Genomic DNA, 14,765 nt, shown 5'->3' on the forward strand with positions numbered 1-14,765 from the left:
CGTGGGATGGGGCGCGGATGTCCAAGCTCAACGAGATCAACGAGTGGCTGCAGGAGAACCTGCCGCGACTGGCCGCCGAGCACGACGTGCCGGGGGCCGCGGTGGCCGTCACCGTCGGCGACGACGTGGCCGAGGCCGCGGCGGGCGTGCTCAACAAGAACACCGGCGTCGAGACGACGACCGACTCGCTGTTCCAGATCGGGTCGATCACCAAGGTCTGGACGGCGACGCTCGCGATGCAGCTCGTCGACGAGGACCTGCTGGACCTCGACGCGCCGGTGCGGGACTACCTGCCCGAGTTCCGCGTCGCCGACGAGGACGCCGCCGCGCGGATCACGGTGCGGCAGCTGCTGAACCACACCTCGGGATTCGAGGGCGACCTCTTCACCGACACCGGCCGCGGTGACGACTGCGTGGAGAAGTACGTCGCCACGTTGCACGACACGCCCCAGCTCTTCGCACCCGGCGAGATGTTCAGCTACAACAACGCCGGCTACTGCGTGCTCGGCCGGATCGTGGAGGTCATGCGCGGCAAGCCGTACGACGACTGCCTGCGCGAGCACCTGTTCGCCCCGCTCGGCCTGACCCACGCCGCCGCGGACGCCTACGAGGCGATCATGCACCGCGCCGCCGTCGGGCACCTCACGCCCGACGAGGAGTCCGGGCCGCAGGTGGCACCGGTCTGGGCGCTGGTGCGGTCGAACGCCCCGGCCGGTTCCATGCTCGCCATGAGCGCCAGTGACCTGCTGAAGTTCGCGCGGATGCACATGAACGCCGGTGCCTCCGTGTTGTCGCCCGCCGGTGTCGAGGCCATGCAGAAGGTTCAGGTGCAGGTGCCCGACCTCGCGTTGATGGGCGACGCCTGGGGTCTGGGCTGGGAGCTGTTCCACTATCCACAAGCGACGGTCATCGGCCACGACGGCGGCACGATCGGGCAGAACGCCTTCCTGCGCCTGGTCCCCGAGCACGGCGTCGCCGTCGCGTTGCTGACCAACGGCGGCAAGACCATCGACCTTTACCAGGCGATCTTCCGGCACGTGCTGCGCGAGCTCACCGGCGTCGAACTGCCGGCGATGCCCGAGCCCGCCGCGGAGCCCGCGCGCGTCGACGGCGACCGGTTCACCGGCGTGTACGTGTCGGCGGTCAGCGAGCGCGTGATCACCCAGGACGCGGACGGCCGGATCTGGATGGAGGTCATCCCGAAGGGGATCATGGCCGAACTCAGCCCGGAGTCCGCGGGCAAGACCGAGCTGGTGCCGTGGCGGGACGACACACTCGTTGCGGCGGAACCGGTGCACGGCATCCACATGCCGCACGCGTTCGTCGGCGACGACGGCAACGGGCGCGCGTTGTTCCTGCACACCGGCCGCGCGGACCGACGGGTGGCGCCGTGATCGCCGAGGTGTTCGCGGAAGCCGGCGTGGAGGGGTTCGTCCACGCCCGCGAGATCGGGGTGGACGGCCGGGAGTTCTCTCACCGCGCGGACGACCAGGTCGTGCTGGCGTCGGTGTTCAAGATCCCGGTCGCCGTCGCCTACGCCGCCGAGGTGGCGGCGGGACGGCTCGACGAGACCGAACGGACGCGCGTCACGTCCCGCTACCGCATCGGCGGGATCGGCACCGCGGGGTGTGCCGACGACGTCGAGATGAGCTGGCGCGACCTGGCGTTGTTCATGATGACGATGAGCGACAACGCCGCGACGGACGTCGTCTTCCACCGCGTCGGCCAGGCCGCGGTCGACGCCGTGCTGGCCAAGGCGGGGCTGGAGCGCACCCGGATTCTGGGCTGCTGCGAGGACCTCTTCGCCTCGGTGGCCGCGGACCTGGGCACGAACGACGTCGAGGAGGTGCTCGCGGGTCCGTCCTGGGAGCTCGTCTCGAAGCTGTCCATCGTGGATCCCGACCGCACCACTTCCTCGACGCCGAGGGAGATCACGACGTTGCTCGACGCCATCTGGACCGACCGCGTGGCGGAACCCGAGGCGTGCCGGCGGGTCCGGACGATCATGGCGCAGCAGATCTGGCCGCACCGGCTCTCGTCGGGCTTCCCCGCCGACGTCCTGGTCGCCGCCAAGACCGGCACGCTGCCCAGCGTCCGCAACGAGGCGGGCGTCGTCACCTACCCGGACGGCCACAGCTACGCCGTCGCGGTGTTCACCCGTTCCCAGTCTCTCGACCTGCGCGACCCCGCCGCCGACGCGGTGATCGGCCGCGCCGGACGCCTCGCCGTCGACCAGCTCCGGAGGACGTCATGAAGCGCGCGGTAGCCCTGCTCGGAGTGCTCGTCCTCGCCGCGTGCGGGACGACGGCCACGTCCGGAAGCCAGAACCTGGCCGAGGGCAAGACCTTCACCATGTCGGTCGCCGCGGATCCGGGTTCGCTCGATCCCGCCCTGACGGTCCTGTCGGTGGCGCGGCAGGTCGGCCGGTTCCTCTACGGCAGGCTGATCGAACGCACCTCGAACGGTGAGATCGTCGCCGGTCTCGCCGAGAAGTGGGACGCCACCACCACGACGGCGACTTTCACGCTGCGCCAAGGCATCACGTGCGCCGACGGAGCACCGCTGACGGCCGCCGACGTCGCCGCGAACATCACGTTCGTCGGCGACCCGAAGAACAACTCCGCGCTCGCCGGGCTCCAGGTCGTTCCCGGCACCACGGCCACGGCGGACGACGCGGCCCGCACCGTCACCGTCACCAGCGGCGCACCGGACGCGTTCCTGCTGACCAACGTCGGCACACTGCCGATCGTGTGCGCCAAGGGCATGGCCGACCGCTCGTTGCTCGCCAAGGGCGAACAGGGCACCGGCATGTTCACGGTCTCCGAGATCGTGCCGAACGACCACTACACCCTGGTGCGGCGCAAGGACTTCGCGTGGGGACCCGGGGACTGGCAGAAGGACCAGCAGGGCCTGCCGGACAAGGTCGTCGTCCGGGTGATCGCGAACGAGACGACCGCCGTGAACCTGCTGCTGTCCGGCCAGCTCACCGCCGCGGCTGTGGCGGGCCCCGACCAGGAACGCCTGCTCGCCCAGAAACTCGACCACGTCGACACCGCCACCCCGCTGGGCACGCTGTCGTTCAACCAGGCCGACGGCCATCCCGGCCAGGATCCCGCCGTGCGCCGGGCGCTTCTGCAGGCACTCGACCTCGCGCAGGTCGGCAAGGTGCTGACCACCGGCAAGGGCAGGCCGTCGAAGTCCCTCGTGACCGTCGAGCCCCGTCCCTGCACCGGCGACAACGTGACGCCGAACCTGCCCGCCTTCGACAAGGCGGCCGCCGCGAGCGCGCTCGACACCGCGGGCTGGCGGGCGGGGCCGGACGGCACGCGGTCGAAGGACGGCAAGCCGTTGTCGCTCAAGCTGCTCCAGCCGACCGTTCTCGGCCCGACGCTGACCGCGACCGCCGAACTGGTCCAGCAGGCGTGGCAGGGCATCGGCGTGCGGGTGGAGATCCAGCCGAGCGACGCCGCCGGCATCAACCAGGCCATGTTCGGCACCGGCGCGTGGGACGCGGCGATGGTGCCGCTGACGTTGTCGCTGCCGAGCCAGCTGGTGTCGTTCGCGGCCGGTCCGGTACCGCCGCAGGGCGTGAACTTCGCGCACATCGACAACGCGGAGTTCGCCGCGGAGTCGACGAAGGCGGCGAGCCTCGCCGGCGCGGCCGGGTGCGAGCACTGGAACAAGGCCGAGGCCGCACTGGTCCGCGACGCCAGCCTGGTGCCGTACTTCGACGCCGTCGTGCCCACGTTCGTCAAGGGCGCGAAGTTCACGATCAGCGACAGCGTCGACCCGGCCTCGATCCGGATGCTGGCCTCATGACCGCTGCCGGCTGGGCACCTTTCGCACGCCGGCGGGCCCTGCGCTTCCTGACCTCGCTGTGGGTGCTGGTGACCGCGGCCTTCCTGATGATCCACCTGATCCCCGGCGACCCGGTCCGCGAGTCCCTGGGCCTGTCCGCGCCACCGGATCTCGTCGCGGCCCGCCGTGCCGCGCTGGGCCTCGACGACCCGTTGCCCGTGCAGTACTGGCACTACCTGGAGGGGCTGTTCCGGGGCGAGTTCGGCACCTCGCTGATCAGCGGCACACCGGTCGCGTCGCTGATCGGCGACCGCCTGCCCGCGACCGTGCAACTGGCCGTGCTCGCGTTCCTGGTCGTGGTCGTCGTGGCGGTGCCGGTCGGCGTCGTCATGGCGATCCTGACCAGGGGCGGCCGCCGCCGTGGTGGCGAGCTGGCGTTCACCTCGACCAGCGTGGTGCTCGCGGCGATCCCGGAGTTCCTGCTCGCGGTGGGCCTCGTGAGCCTGCTCGCCGTGCAGCTGGGCCTCTTCCCCGTGGCGGGCAACGACGCCGCCGGTTCGTGGGTGCTGCCGGTGCTCGCCCTGGCCATCGGCCCGGCCGCGGTGCTCGCCCGGATCGTGCGGGTGGAGCTGCTCTCCGTGCTGGGCAACGACTTCGTGCGAACAGCCCGCGCCAAACGCCTGCCGTCACGCCTGGTGTACGTGCGGCACGCGCTGCCCAACGCCGTCACCGCGACCCTGACCCTGGGCGGCATGATGCTCGCCGCCCTGGTCGCGGGCACCGTGCTGGTGGAGAACGTGTTCGCGTGGCCGGGCCTGGGCTCGACCATCGTCGGCTCGATACAGCAGAAGGACTACCCGGCCGTGCAGGGAATCGTGCTGGTGTACGGGGCCGGGGTGCTGCTGGTGAACCTGGTCGTCGACGTGGCGCTGGCGCTGCTCGATCCGCGTTCGACGATCAGGGAGGCGTGATGCGCCTGCGCACCCTCACGACCACCACCAAGGCGCACGCCGCTTCCCGTTCAACCCCCACGTCACCGACCATCGGGGAGGCAGCATGCGCCGCCTAGCCGTCCTCCGCTCCCCCGTAGGTGCCGCCTCCGCCGTCCTCCTCACGGTCCTCCTCGCCCTGGCGATCTTCGCCCCGCTCCTGTGGGGCGACCGCGCCGGAGCCATCGACACCGACTCCATCCAGCAGGGCCCGTCCGCCGAGCACCTCCTCGGCACCGACCAGCTCGGCCGCGACATCTTCTACCGGGTGCTGGTGGCCACCAGGCTGACCATCGGGCTGGCGCTGCTCGCGACGCTGATCGGCGTGGTCACCGGCCTGGTCCTCGGGTCGGCGCCCTCGGTGCTGCCGCGGTGGGCGGGCAGGATCGTCACGTCGGCGGTCAACATCGCAGTGGCGTTCCCCGCGCTGTTGCTGGCGCTGTTCTTCGCCGTCATCTTCGGCACCGGGACGATCGGTGCGGTGCTCGCCATCGCGTTCGCGATCACGCCGTCGTTCGCGCGGCTCACACAGACGCTGACGGCGTCGGTGAGCGGGCGCGACTTTATCAAGGCGGCGCGGGTGTGCGGGGTGGGCCGGTTCCGGCTGCTGACCCGGCACGTCCTTCCCAACATCGCCGAGCCGCTCGTCATCAACGCCACCCTCGTGGCGGGGTCGGCGCTGACCGCGTTCGCCGGGCTGTCGTTCCTCGGCATCGGCGTGCAGGCGCCCTCCTACGACTGGGGACGGCTGCTCGGCGAAGGCCTCAGCCGCATCTACGTCTCCCCCGCGCCCGCGTTGGGGCCCGCGATCGCCGTGGTGCTCGCGGGTCTGGCGTTCAACCTGTTCGGCGAGGCCGCCGCGGCAGGCCACCGGGAACGGCAACCGCGCGGTACCGCGGTCCGCGCGCCGGAGCCCACCGGCGGCACCGACGAGAGCGGGCTGCTGACCGTCCGGAACCTGCACGTCACCTTCCCCGGCGGGATCACGCCGGTGCGGGGCGTGTCGTTCACCGTCCACAACGGAGAGATGATCGGCGTGGTCGGCGAGTCCGGCTCCGGCAAGAGTCTCACGGCGCTGGCCGTGTCCCGGCTCGTCGAACATCCCGGCACGGTCACCGCAGACACGTTGCGGTTCAACGGAAAGCCCCTCGGCCAGACCCCGGACCGCGAGCTGGGCACGCGGCTGGCGATGGTGTTCCAGGACCCGATGACGTCGTTCAACCCCACGCGGCGCATCGGCGGGCAGGTCGCCGAGGTGTCCGAGGTGCACCAGGGACTCAGCCGCAAAGCCGCGCTGCGCAAGGCGATCGGCCGCCTCGAAGCGGTGCGGATCCCGGAGCCGGAACGCCGGGCGAAGCAGTACCCGCACGAGTTCTCCGGCGGGATGCGGCAGCGGGCGATGATCGCGATGGGGCTGATGGGCGAACCCCAGCTGGTGATCGCCGACGAACCCACCACCGCGCTCGACGTCACGGTGCAGCGCGAGGTCCTCAAGCTGCTCGCCAGGATCAGGCAGGAGCGCGGTGCCGCGGTGTTGCTGATCAGCCACGACATCACGGTGGTGGCGCAGACCTGCGACCGCGTGCTCGTGATGTACGCGGGCCGGATCGTCGAGGAACTGCCGACGGACGAACTGTTCACGGCCGCGCGGCACCCGTACACGACGGCGCTGCTCAAGGCGGTGCCCGACCTCGACACGGACCGGGACGCGCCGCTCGCGGTCATCCCCGGCCGGCCACCGGAGCCCGGCGAGATCGGCCAGGGGTGCCCGTTCGCACCGCGCTGCCCGCTCGCCGACGACCAGTGCCGGACCGACGAACCCGAGCTCGAAGTCTTCGGCCCTGATCACCGGGTCGCGTGCTGGAAGTCCGAGAGCGAACTGGCAGGTGCGCGATGACCGACCTCGTCTTCAGCAACGTCACCGTCCGCTTCGGCCACCACACGGCGGTCGACGACGTCAGTCTGACCGTGCCGTCGGGCCAGGTCGTGGGCCTGGTCGGCGAGTCGGGCTCCGGCAAGTCCACCCTCGCCGCCACCGCGGTCCGCCTCATCAGGCCCACCGAGGGACGGGTGCACGCGGACGGCAAGGTCCAGATGGTCTTCCAGGACCCGTACTCGTCGCTCGACCCGAGGATGAGCATCGGCAACACGATCGCCGAGGCCATGCCGCGCGGCACCGACCGCAAGGCCGAGGTCGCGAGGCTGCTCGAACTGGTGAACCTCGATCCCGGCCGGGCCACCGCGCTGCCGGCGAGGCTCTCCGGCGGGCAACGGCAACGCGTCGCGCTCGCCAGGGCACTGGCGGGCAGGCCGAAGGTGATCATCGCCGACGAGATCACCTCCGCGCTGGACGTGTCCGTGCAGGGCGCCGTCCTGAACCTGGTCCGCGACCTGCAACGGCAGTTCGGCCTGACCATGCTGTTCATCTCGCACAACCTCGCCGTCGTGCGGTACGTGAGCGACCGCGTCGCGGTGATGCAAGCGGGCAAGATCGTGGAGGAGGGGCCGGCCGCGCAGGTGCTCGCCGACCCCCGGCACGAGTACACGCGCGAGCTGCTCGCGGCCGCGCCCAGGCGTGACACGAGACTGGAGGCTTCATGATCGACGATCTGCACGGGCGCAGCGTCGTCGCGGACACCCACAACGACCTCCTGGACGCGCTCGTCCACCGCCCGGTCGAGCGGTGGGTGCCGCACTTCCGCGAACGGTGGCTGCCGCAACTGCAGGCGGGCGGGGTGAACCTGCAGGTCCTGCCGGTGTTCATCGACGACGTGTTCCGGCCAGAGGGCGCGCTGCGGCAGACGTTGCGGATGATCGAGGTCGCGCACCGCGTCGCCGAGGCGAGCCCGGAGACCAGGCTCTGCGTCACCGGCACCGAGATCGACGAGGCCCTCGCCGCCGACCGCATCGCGCTCGTGCTCGCGCTGGAGAGCGCGCCGGGCGTGGGCGAGGACGTCGAACTGCTGGAGACGCTGTACCGGCTGGGCGTGCGGATCGCGTCCCTCGCGCACTTCGGCCGCACCGCGCTGGCCGACGGCAGCGGCGAGGACGCCACCGGCAGCAGGCTGACCAGGGCGGGCGTCGCCGCGCACGCCGAGATGGAACGTCTCGGCATGATCTTCGACGTCAGCCACCTCAGCGCGGCGGGCGTCGACCACGTGCTGGAGCTCTCGACCCGTCCGGTGATGGCGACGCACTCGTCGGCACGGGCGTTGCGCGACCACCACCGCAACCTCACCGATGAGCAACTGCGCGGCATAGCGGCCAACGGCGGCGTGGTGTGCGTCAACTTCTTCGCGCCGTTCCTGCACGAGTCCGACTTCACGATCGACCGCCTGGTCGACCACGTCGAGCACATCGCGGGCGTCATGGGCGTCCGGCACGTCGGCCTCGGCCCGGACTTCGTCAAGGAGGTCCTGGAGGACGTCACGCCGCCGTGCTGCGAGGCCCAGTTCATCGAGGGCGTCCCGACCGACCGCTTCCTGCCGGGCCTGGAGGGACCGGCAGGGCTGCCGCTGGTGACCGAGGCACTGCAGAAGAGGGGATGGCCCGAGGACGACATCGTCCGCGTCCTGGGCCAGAACGTGCTCGACCTGTTCCGTTCCGAACTGAGGGGATCCGCATCGTGACCACCATCGAGGACCTGTACGGCCACGCACTGCCGGAGCAGCCCGCGATCTCGCCCGACGGAACCGAGATCGTCTACGTCCTGCGCACCACCGACCGCGAGAACGACCGCGACGAACGCGCGCTCTGGAAGGTGTCCGACGGCAAGGCGAAGCAGCTCACCAGGGGCAGGTCCGACACGTCACCGGCGTGGTCACCGGACGGCAGGATCGCGTTCCTGCGCGCCCAGGACGGCCCGCAGCAGATCTGGCTGCTGGACGGCGAACCCGAGCAGCTGACGACCCTCCCCCTCGGCGCCGGCGCACCGGTGTGGAGCGAGGACGGCACGAAGCTGGCGTTCTCCGCGCCCGTCGACATCGCGGACGCCTCCGCGCCGATCGTGACGAGCCGCCTCTTCCACAAGGCCGACGGGTCCGGCTACCTGCGCAGCGTCCGCGCCCACCTGCACGTCCTCGACCTGGAGACCCGCGAGGTCCGCCGGCTGACCAGCGGCGACTGGCACGCCGGCGCGCCCTCGTGGTCCCCGGACGGCACGAAGCTCGCCTTCACGGCCTCGCTCGACGAGGACTCCGACCTGACGTTCCGCTCGGCGGTGCACGTCGTCGAGGTCGACGGCCACGCCGAACCGCGGCTCGTCGGGCAGGCCGACGGGCAGGCCGGAACGGTCACGTGGACCGAGGCCGGGCTGCTCGTCATCGGACGCACCACCACGGACACCGGCCACCTCGACCTCCTGCACCTGTCGCTGGACGGCGAGGTGCGCACCCTCTCCGCGCCGCTGGACCGCAACCTCATGCCCGGCATGGCGGGCTATCCCGGCGGCCTTCCGGTGCAGCACGGGAACACGGTGCTGTTCTGCGCCCGCGACCGCGGCTGCACCCAGCTCTACGCCGTCGATCTGGAAGGCGGTGACGCGCCGCGCCTGGTCCTGGGCGGGGATTCCCAGGTCGTGGCAGGGCTTTCGGTCGCGGGCGACGTCGCCGCCGTCGTCCTGGGCACGCCGACCTCTTACGGCGAGATCGCCACCATCGACCTGACCACCGGTGAGACCACCGTCCACACCGGACACAACGAGATCACGCCGTTCGTCCGCGAGGAGCGCGAGTTCACGATCTCGGACGGCACCGTCGTGCACGGCTGGCTGGTCCGCGACCCGGAGACCACGGGCCCGGCGCCGCTGCTGCTCGACATCCACGGCGGCCCGCACAACGCGTGGAACGGCGCGGCCGACCCGGTCCACCTCTACCACCAGGTGCTGGCACAGCAGGGCTGGGCGGTGCTGCTGCTCAACCCGCGCGGCAGCGACGGCTACGGCGAAGCCTTCTACCGGGCCGCGCTCGGCGCGTGGGGCAAGTCCGACGCCAAGGACTTCCTGGAGCCGATCGACGAACTCGTCGCGGAGGGCCTCGCTGATCCGGCGAAGCTCGCCGTCACCGGCTACAGCTACGGCGGCTACATGACCTGCTACCTGACCAGCCGCGACACCAGGTTCGCCGCGGCGGTGGCCGGCGGCGTGGTCAGCGACCTGACCAGCATGGGCGGCACGTCCGACGCGGGCCACTACGTGACCGAGCTCGAACTGGGCGGCCAGGGCGGGCACCTCGCGGAGCTCTCCCCGCTGACGCACGTCGGCGACGTCCGCACGCCCACCCTGATCTACCACGGCGCCGCCGACGACAGGTGCCCCGTGGGCCAGGCCGAGCAGTGGTTCACCGCGCTGCGCCAGAACGGCGTGCCGGTCGAGCTGGTGCTCTACCCGGACGAGTCGCACCTGTTCATCCTGAACGGCAAGCCGTCGCACCGCGCGGACTTCAACCGCCGCGTCGTCGACTGGGTGCGCGAGCACGCGGAGAACCGCAAGCCGCTCGACCAGAAGCACTGGCAGCGCAGGCTTTCCGCACTCGCGAAGAAGCACAACCTGCCGGGCGCGGCACTCGGAATCCTGTACAAGGGCGAGACCGTTCAGGCGCACCACGGCGTGCTGAACCTGACGACCGGCGTCGAGGTCACCGACGACACGATCTTCCAGATCGGTTCGATGGGCAAGGTCTGGACGACGACGGTCGTCATGCAGCTCGTCGACGAGGGACTGCTCGACCTCGACGCGCCGATCGTCGACGTGCTGCCCGAGTTGAAGCTGTCCGACCCGGTGGTCGAGCAGAAGGTGACCATGCGGCACCTCCTCACGCACACCAGCGGCATCGACGGCGACAACTTCACCGACACCGGCCGCGGCGACAACTGTCTGGAGCTCTACACCGAACTGCTCGCCGACGCCGCCCAGAACCACCCGCTCGGCGCGACCTTCTCCTACAGCAACGCCGGTTTCGTCCTGGCCGGCCGGGTGATCGAGAAGCTCACCGGCAAGACGTGGGACGTGGCGATGCGCGAGCGACTCTACGAGCCGCTCGGCCTTACGCGCGCGGGCACGCTGCCGGAGGAAGCGCTGCTGCACCGCGCCGCGGTCGGCCACGTCACCAAGGACGAGAAGCTCGAAACGGTGCCGGTGTGGATGCTGCCGCGCTCGCTCGGCCCGGCCGGAACGATCTTCGCGAGCGCGGAGGACGTGCTGAAGTTCGCGCGCATGCACCTCAACGGCGGCCTGGCCGAGGACGGCACGCGGGTGCTGTCGGAAGCGTCGGCGGCCGTGATGACCGAGAAGCAGACCGACGTGCCCGACCCGGAGGCGCTCGGCGACTCGTGGGGCGTCGGCTGGATCCGGTTCGGCTGGGACGGGCAACGGCTGATCGGCCACGACGGCAACACCATCGGCCAGTCCGCGTTCTTGCGCATCCTGCCGGGACACGACCTCGCGGTCACGTTGCTGACGAACGGCGACACGGCCCGTGAGGTGTATCTGGAGCTGTACAAGGAGATCTTCGCCGAACTGGCGGGTGTCGACATGCCGATGCCACGGCAACCGGACGCCGAACCGCCCACTGTGGACAACGCGCTGTACCTCGGCAGGTACGAACGGGCCTCGATGAGGCTCGACATCGTCGAGGGCGAGCACGGGCTGCAGCTCGACGTGACGCCCACCGGTCCGATGGCCGGCATGTTCCCCAAGCCGCCCGCGGTCGATCTCGTCCCGGCAGGCGACGGGCGTTTCCTCTACCTGTGGCCAGACTCCAAGAGCTGGTCCTCGCTGGTCTTCTACGCGCTGCCCACCGGGGAGCAGTACGTGCACATGGGTGTCCGCGCCACGCCGAAGGTCTCCTGATGAACCTGATCGACGACATCGAACGGCTCGTGTCCTGCGAGTCGCCGTCCACCGACCTGGCGGCGGTCGCCCGCAGTGCCGAGGTCACCGCCGCGGTGGGTGCCGCGCTGCTCGGCTCGCAGCCGGAACGGATCGTGCTCGACGGCCGCACGCACCTGCGGTGGCGGCTGGGATCGGGGCCGCGCAAGGTGTTGCTGCTCGGCCACCACGACACGGTGTGGCCGATCGGAACGCTGGAGCGGATCCCGTTCAGCGTGCAGGACGGTGTGCTGCGCGGGCCCGGCTGCTTCGACATGAAGACCGGCGTCGCGATGATCTTCCACGCCGTCGCGGCGCTCGGTTCTCCCGACGGCGTCACGGTTCTCATCACCGGCGACGAGGAGATCGGCTCGCCGACGTCGCGCGGGCTGATCGAGACCGAGGCCGTCGAGCACACCGCTGTCCTGGTCTGCGAGGGCTCTGCGGACGGCGGTGCTTTGAAGACCGAACGCAAGGGCACCTCGATGTACGAGGTGACGCTGCACGGACGCGCCTCGCACGCCGGGCTCGAACCCGAACGCGGGGTGAACGCCACGATCGAGGCCGCGCACCAGATCCTGGCCGTCTCGCTACTGGCGGACCCCGATGCCGGGACCACCGTCGTGCCTACCGTGCTCTCCTCCGGCACGACGACGAACACCGTTCCCGCGCAAGGGAAGTTCATGGTGGACGTCCGGGTGCGGAACCTCGCCGAGCAGCAACGGGTCGACGAGGACATGAAGGCGCTACAGCCGGTGCTGGACGGCGCGAAGGTCGAGGTGGCCGGCGGGCCGAACCGCCCGCCGCTGGAGCTGTCCGCGTCGTCCGCGTTGTTCGAGGTGGCCTCCGGGCTCCTGCCAGGGATCACCCAGGCGGCGGTCGGTGGCGCGTCGGACGGCAACTTCACCGCGGGCGTGGGAATTCCGACGCTCGACGGGCTCGGTGCCGTCGGCGGTGGCGCGCACGCCGAGAGCGAGCACGTGCTGGTGTCGGAGCTCGTTCCGCGCACCCAGCTGCTCGCGGCGCTGGTGAAGGAGCTGACATGACCCTGGTGAAGCAGAACGTGGTGGTCCGTCAGCTCACGGACTACGAAGAACTCCTTGCCACGCAACGGTTGTACGAGTCGATCTGGCGTCCGACCGTCAACGGCGGCACTCCCCCGGTCACCGCCGAGCTGCTGCGGGCGATGACGAAGGCGGGCAGCTACGTCGCGGGCGCGTTCGACGGCGACGTCCTGGTGGGCGCCTGCATCGGGTTCTGCTCGCCGCCCGCCGCCGGTGCGCTGCACAGCCACATCGCCGGGGTGGCGGCGGGCATGCGCGGGCGCAACGTCGGCTACGCGCTCAAGCTCGACCAACGGACGTGGGCGCTCGAACGCGGGCTCACCGAGGTCAGCTGGACGTTCGACCCGCTGGTGCGCCGCAACGCGTACTTCAACCTGGGCAAGCTCGGCGCCGACGCGACCGAGTACCTGCCCGACTTCTACGGCCACATGCACGACGACATCAACGGCGGCGGCGAGACCGACCGGCTGCTGATCAGCTGGCGCATCTCCTCCCCCGCCGCCGTGGCCGCGTGCGAGGGCAGACCGCGGACCGTCAGCGCGACGGGCGTGGTCGGGCTCGGGATCTCCGAGGACGGGCGGCCGGTGCCGGGAGTGTGTTCCGGCAGCACGATCCTGGTCGCCGTGCCGCCGGACGTCGAGTCGCTGCGGGCCACGAACCCCGCCGTGGCCGACGAGTGGCGCCACGCCGTGCGGGAGGTGCTCGGCGGGCTGCTCGCGAGCGGTGCGCGCATAACCGGGTTCGACAGGTCCGGCTGGTACGTCGTCGAAAGGGGCACTGAGTCGTGAAGCTGACCGGGGTGGAGATCCGCTGGGTCGAGATGCCGCTGAAGTCGCCGTTCCGCACCTCGTTCGGCACGCAGACCGTGCGGCAGTTGCTGCTGCTGCGTGCCGTCACGGACGAGGGCGAGGGCTGGGGCGAGTGCGGTGCCCTGGTCGATCCGGTGTACTCGCCGGAGTACGTGGAGGGCTGCGCGGACGTGCTGCGGCGGTTCTTCATCCCCGCGCTGACCGGACCGGTCGACGGCATCTCCGTCGCACCCCGGCTGGCGAAGTTCCACGGTCATCGGATGGCCAAGGCGGCGCTGGAGATGGCCGTCCTGGACGCCGAGCTGCGCGCTCGTGGCGTGTCGTTCGGCCGTGAGCTGGGCGCGGTCCGCGATCGCGTGCCGTGCGGGGTGTCGGTCGGGATCATGAACTCGATCCCCGAGCTGCTCGACGCCGTCGGCGGCTACCTCGACGAGGGCTACGAGCGGATCAAGCTGAAGATCGAACCCGGCTGGGACGTCGAACCCGTGCGGGCCGTGCGCGAGCGGTTCGGTGACGACGTGTTGCTGCAGGTCGACGCGAACACCGCGTACACGCTGGGCGACGCCCGGCACCTCACGAAGCTCGACCCGTTCGACCTGCTGCTGATCGAGCAGCCGCTGGCCGAGGAGGAACTGCTCGCCCACGCCGAGCTCGCCAAGGTCGTGCGGACGCCGATCTGCCTGGACGAGTCGATCACCTCGGCGTCGTCGGCGGCCGACGCGATCAGGCTAGGCGCCTGCCAGATCGTCAACATCAAGCCCGGCAGGGTCGGCGGCTACCTGGAGGCGCGGCGCATCCACGACGTCTGCGCGGCGAACAACGTCGCGGTGTGGGTCGGCGGGATGCTCGAGACAGGCATCGGCAGGGCCGCGAACGTGGCGCTGGCGGCGTTGCCCGGCTGCACGCTGCCGGGCGACACTTCGGCGTCCGGCCGCTACTACCAGCTGGACGTCACCGAGCCGTTCGTGCTGCAGGACGGCCACCTGCCCGTTCCGACCGGGCCGGGGCTGGGTGTGACGCCGTTGCCCGACGTGCTGGACGCGGTGACGGTGAAGACGGAGTGGATTCCTCTAGCGTCATAGCTGCACTGACCTGCGGAAATACCTCTTCCGCAGGTCAGTGCGACTCCGTTCGAGTTCGCTGAGGGACGTACTGGCACGTTCAACGCGCGGTTCTGCTCCCTGTTGCTCCCGGAACGTGCTCCCAGCCCAGCCACTCCGGCCCATTGGGGTCGCGCAGC

Annotated in this window: 10 protein-coding genes and 1 pseudogene; all 11 read left to right on the plus strand. The window is 70.8% G+C overall.

Going from position 1 to position 14,765, the window contains the following annotated elements; all coding sequences use genetic code 11:
- The first annotated feature begins 17 nt into the window (after nt 1-17).
- The 11 genes and pseudogenes from SK854_RS36315 to menC all read left to right on the plus strand — a co-directional run bounded on the left by SK854_RS36315 (nt 18) and on the right by menC (nt 14,607).
- A complete protein-coding gene (locus SK854_RS36315; protein ID WP_319979669.1) occupies nt 18-1,394 on the plus strand; it encodes a serine hydrolase domain-containing protein in 1,377 nt (458 codons plus the stop codon).
- On the plus strand, nt 1,391-2,254 hold the full coding sequence (locus SK854_RS36320) for a serine hydrolase (protein ID WP_319979670.1): 864 nt from the start codon (nt 1,391-1,393) through the stop codon (nt 2,252-2,254). The genes SK854_RS36315 and SK854_RS36320 overlap by 4 nt, the downstream gene beginning before the upstream one ends.
- The gene (locus SK854_RS36325) at nt 2,251-3,819 is read left to right on the plus strand and encodes an ABC transporter substrate-binding protein (protein WP_319979671.1); all 1,569 of its coding nucleotides are present in this window, start codon (nt 2,251-2,253) and stop codon (nt 3,817-3,819) included. The genes SK854_RS36320 and SK854_RS36325 overlap by 4 nt, the downstream gene beginning before the upstream one ends.
- The gene (locus SK854_RS36330) at nt 3,816-4,769 is read left to right on the plus strand and encodes an ABC transporter permease (protein ID WP_319979672.1); all 954 of its coding nucleotides are present in this window, start codon (nt 3,816-3,818) and stop codon (nt 4,767-4,769) included. The genes SK854_RS36325 and SK854_RS36330 overlap by 4 nt, the downstream gene beginning before the upstream one ends.
- Before the next feature lie 85 nt (nt 4,770-4,854).
- Nucleotides 4,855-6,684, plus strand: coding sequence for a dipeptide/oligopeptide/nickel ABC transporter permease/ATP-binding protein (locus tag SK854_RS36335; RefSeq protein WP_319979673.1), 1,830 nt, complete (start codon nt 4,855-4,857; stop codon nt 6,682-6,684).
- A pseudogene (locus SK854_RS36340) lies at nt 6,681-7,376 on the plus strand (ABC transporter ATP-binding protein); the annotation flags it as partial. The gene SK854_RS36335 and the pseudogene SK854_RS36340, both read left to right, overlap by 4 nt.
- 8 nt (nt 7,377-7,384) lie before the next feature.
- The gene (locus SK854_RS36345) at nt 7,385-8,416 is read left to right on the plus strand and encodes a dipeptidase (RefSeq protein ID WP_319979674.1); all 1,032 of its coding nucleotides are present in this window, start codon (nt 7,385-7,387) and stop codon (nt 8,414-8,416) included.
- The gene (locus tag SK854_RS36350; protein WP_319979675.1) at nt 8,413-11,634 is read left to right on the plus strand and encodes a serine hydrolase; all 3,222 of its coding nucleotides are present in this window, start codon (nt 8,413-8,415) and stop codon (nt 11,632-11,634) included. The genes SK854_RS36345 and SK854_RS36350 overlap by 4 nt, the downstream gene beginning before the upstream one ends.
- Nucleotides 11,634-12,698, plus strand: coding sequence for a M20 family metallopeptidase (locus tag SK854_RS36355; RefSeq protein ID WP_319979676.1), 1,065 nt, complete (start codon nt 11,634-11,636; stop codon nt 12,696-12,698). The genes SK854_RS36350 and SK854_RS36355 overlap by 1 nt, the downstream gene beginning before the upstream one ends.
- Nucleotides 12,695-13,504 (plus strand): GNAT family N-acetyltransferase, encoded by an 810-nt coding sequence (locus SK854_RS36360; RefSeq protein WP_319979677.1) that lies wholly within the window; start codon nt 12,695-12,697, stop codon nt 13,502-13,504. Before SK854_RS36355 ends, SK854_RS36360 begins: the two co-directional genes overlap by 4 nt.
- Nucleotides 13,501-14,607, plus strand: coding sequence for an o-succinylbenzoate synthase (gene menC / locus SK854_RS36365; protein ID WP_319979678.1), 1,107 nt, complete (start codon nt 13,501-13,503; stop codon nt 14,605-14,607). The genes SK854_RS36360 and menC overlap by 4 nt, the downstream gene beginning before the upstream one ends.
- Nucleotides 14,608-14,765: the final 158 nt, after the last annotated feature.

Origin of the sequence: Lentzea sokolovensis (genome assembly GCF_033949975.1) — a bacterium.
GTDB lineage: Bacteria > Actinomycetota > Actinomycetes > Mycobacteriales > Pseudonocardiaceae > Lentzea > Lentzea sokolovensis.

What these genes read in the sequence shown, in the direction of transcription:
- SK854_RS36345 (WP_319979674.1), top strand. Translation starts at nt 7,385, where the DNA reads ATGATCGACGATCTGCACGGGCGCAGCGTCGTCGCGGACACCCACAAC.
- SK854_RS36330 (WP_319979672.1), top strand. Translation starts at nt 3,816, where the DNA reads ATGACCGCTGCCGGCTGGGCACCTTTCGCACGCCGGCGGGCCCTGCGC.
- SK854_RS36360 (WP_319979677.1), top strand. Translation starts at nt 12,695, where the DNA reads ATGACCCTGGTGAAGCAGAACGTGGTGGTCCGTCAGCTCACGGACTAC.
- SK854_RS36355 (WP_319979676.1), top strand. Translation starts at nt 11,634, where the DNA reads ATGAACCTGATCGACGACATCGAACGGCTCGTGTCCTGCGAGTCGCCG.
- SK854_RS36335 (WP_319979673.1), top strand. Translation starts at nt 4,855, where the DNA reads ATGCGCCGCCTAGCCGTCCTCCGCTCCCCCGTAGGTGCCGCCTCCGCC.
- SK854_RS36325 (WP_319979671.1), top strand. Translation starts at nt 2,251, where the DNA reads ATGAAGCGCGCGGTAGCCCTGCTCGGAGTGCTCGTCCTCGCCGCGTGC.
- SK854_RS36315 (WP_319979669.1), top strand. Translation starts at nt 18, where the DNA reads ATGTCCAAGCTCAACGAGATCAACGAGTGGCTGCAGGAGAACCTGCCG.